Annotated in this window: 2 protein-coding genes and 1 pseudogene; all 3 read right to left on the bottom strand. The window is 64.0% G+C overall.

The annotated features are described in order from the left end of the window. A pseudogene (locus tag EN991_RS31420) lies at nucleotides 1-446 on the bottom strand (hypothetical protein); the annotation flags it as partial. Further along, nucleotides 443-1,435, bottom strand: coding sequence for an ABC transporter permease (locus EN991_RS31415; RefSeq protein WP_127370204.1), 993 nt, complete (start codon nucleotides 1,433-1,435; stop codon nucleotides 443-445). The gene EN991_RS31415 and the pseudogene EN991_RS31420, both read right to left, overlap by 4 nt. Continuing rightward, nucleotides 1,432-2,674: sugar ABC transporter ATP-binding protein (locus EN991_RS31410; protein ID WP_164769500.1), on the bottom strand; the 1,243-nt coding region annotated here is incomplete at its 5' end. The genes EN991_RS31415 and EN991_RS31410, both read right to left, overlap by 4 nt.

Genomic DNA, 2,674 nt, shown 5'->3' with positions numbered 1-2,674 from the left:
ACGAAGATCGACGTCGCCATCGTCATAATGAATGGCGGCACCTTCAGCCAGACGATGCCGATGCCGCTCACCGCGCCGACGAGCGCGCAGATGACCAGAATGGCCGGCAGCATGTACCAGATGCCGGCGTTGCCCGTGCCGATCCAGGTCGTCGTCAGGACGCCGCCGAGCGTGATGAGGGCAGGGATCGACAGATCCAGTCCGCCGACCAGGATGACAAGCCCTTGCCCGAAGGAAAGGATGATCAGGAAGGACGCAAGGATCAGCACCGTGAGCACCTGGCTCCAGGAGCCGAGCGCCGGGCTGATGAAGCGCGAGCACAACACGAGCACGATGCTCAGCCCGAACACGACAAGCGTGTTCACCGTTTCCCGGTCGAGTTTCTGCCTGCCGCGCTGGTCGGAAGAGGCATCGAAAGGCATCGCTACGTCCTTATGCGCGTTCACTGGACTTCGTCCTTCTTGAGCAGACGCGCCACCGCGTTGCCGAAAACGATCGCAAGCACCAGTACCAAGCCTTGGAAGATACCGGTGTAGAAAGACGAGACCCCGCCCGAGAACAGCACCTTCTGCAAAAGCATGAGCGTGCCGGCACCGAGGATCGATCCGACGAGGCTGCCGCGGCCACCGCTGAGCGGGGTGCCGCCGAGCGCCACAGCGGCAAAGGTAAGCATCAGGAATGGCGTGCCCGCCGTCGGATTGCCGGTCGCGGTCTGAGCGCTCAGCATGAAGCCGGCGACACCGTAGAGCATGCCCGCACCGATGAAGGCGGTGATGCGGACGCCTGAGACAGCCACGCCGGAGAAGCGGGCCGACTGTTCGTCGGCGCCAATCGCATAAAGGCCGATGCCGGTGTTGGTTCGCCGGAAGGCCAGCCACAGCAAGACGACGGCAACCAGGAACAGGCCGGCAGTCGGAACGGCGCCGAAAAGCGTGTCGGTCAGGGTGTAGCTGACGAAGTCGGCGATCATGCCGCCGGGCGCGTCGAGAATGACGAGCGCCAGTCCCTGGCAAATGATCATCGTGCCGAGTGTCGCCGCGATGGTCTGGAGTCCGATCCTGGCAACCAGAATGCCGTTGATCAAGCCGACGAAGGCTCCGATCGCGCAGCACATCAGCAGGCTGACCAAAGCTCCACCGGGGCCATCGAGCGGATAGACGGCCATCAGCACGTTGGTCAGCGAGACGACGCCGGCGACGGACAAGTCAAAGCCGCGGCTGATGACGACCAGCGTCTCGCCCGCAGCCGCTAGTGCCAGCGGCGTCGAATTGTTGACGAGGTCGGTGAACGTATAGACCGACAGCGCATCGGGCTGCCAGAACGCATAGAGCGCGTAGAGCAGAATGTAGATCAGTGCGACGATGCCGGTGCCGCTGACGACGGCGCGCCGGAAAACCGAGCGGCGCGGCGCGGGACTTGCCGAGATCGCGCTCATGCGGCCACCCCCTTCATCGTGCCCCGGGCATGGCCGATCAGCGCGCCGACAATGGCCTGCTCGTCGATAGCCTCGCCCTGGTATTCGGCGAAGATGCGGCCGCCATAGAGCACAATGCAACGATGCGCGAGGTGGACCAGTTCCGGCAGTTCGGACGAATAAAACAGCACCGAACCACCATCGGCGGTGAACTTGCGGATCGCCTCGTAGATCGACTGTTTGGTTCCGACATCGACCCCGCGCGTCGGATCGAAGAGCAGCAAAGTGCGCGCGCCGGTCATGATGACGCGCGCCAGAAGGGCCTTTTGCTGGTTGCCGCCGGAAAGCTCCTCGATCTTGAAATGCAGGTAGCGCTCCTGCAGGTCGACCGCCTTGGCTGTTTCTTGCGCGGCGCGGCGCTCGACGGCCGGCCAGACGATGCCGCCCTGCGCGATGCGGGAGATGATCGGCAGCACCATGTTGCTGGCGGTGGTAAGGCCGGCGAGGATGCCCTCCGACTTGCGATCCTCAGGCAGGTAGGCAAGGCCGTTACCACACTGGAGCGCGGCGCTCGGGCTGCCGATCTGTGCGCCCACGCCGTCGATTTCGATGCTTCCGCCCTTCGCCTTGCCAAGACCGATCAGCGTCCTGAACAGGTCGCGCTGGCCCTGCCCTTCGAGCGCGGCAATGCCGACGATCTCGCCGCGCCTGACATTGAACGATACATCGTTCAGGATGCCGCCCGAGAGGCTCTTGATGCAGAGCGCGATGGGCGCGCCGTCACCGGCTGCCGGCAACGCGTTGATCGTTTGACGCGCGCTGCGGCCCACCATCATCTCGAAGATGTTGTCATCCGAGGCGCCCGAAAGCTCGACGGTGCCGATGCTGCGGCCGTTGCGCAGGATGGTGGCGCGTGAGCACAAAGTACGCACTTCGCCGAGGCGATGGGAAATGTAGAGGATGGCGGTCTGCAGAGTCTTTTGCCGGCGCACGAGATCGAACAGCCATTCGACGTCGGCCAGCGCTGCCGTCGGCTCGTCCAGGATCAGCAGTTTCGACGCATGGCTGAAGGCACGGACGATTTCGAGCCGCTGACGATCCGACAATGAGAGCACACCGACCGACGCGTCCGGATCGAAATGCGCGAGACCGTAGTCCTGCAGGGTCTTGCCGGCGCAGGCCATGGCCGCGCTGTGTGAAGCGAGGCCGAGCATGCCTCTGGGCATTTTCGGCAGCATCAGGTTCTGCGCGATGCTGAGA

Source organism: Mesorhizobium sp. M7A.F.Ca.US.005.03.2.1 (assembly GCF_003997795.1).
Classification (GTDB): domain Bacteria; phylum Pseudomonadota; class Alphaproteobacteria; order Rhizobiales; family Rhizobiaceae; genus Mesorhizobium; species Mesorhizobium ciceri.
The sequence above is the reverse complement of the archived record's forward strand: the minus strand, read 5'-3'. Positions and strand labels throughout refer to the sequence as shown.

Excerpts from the sequence above, each read along its gene's own strand:
- EN991_RS31415 (WP_127370204.1), bottom strand. The coding sequence starts at position 1,435 with ATGAGCGCGATCTCGGCAAGTCCCGCGCCGCGCCGCTCGGTTTTCCGG.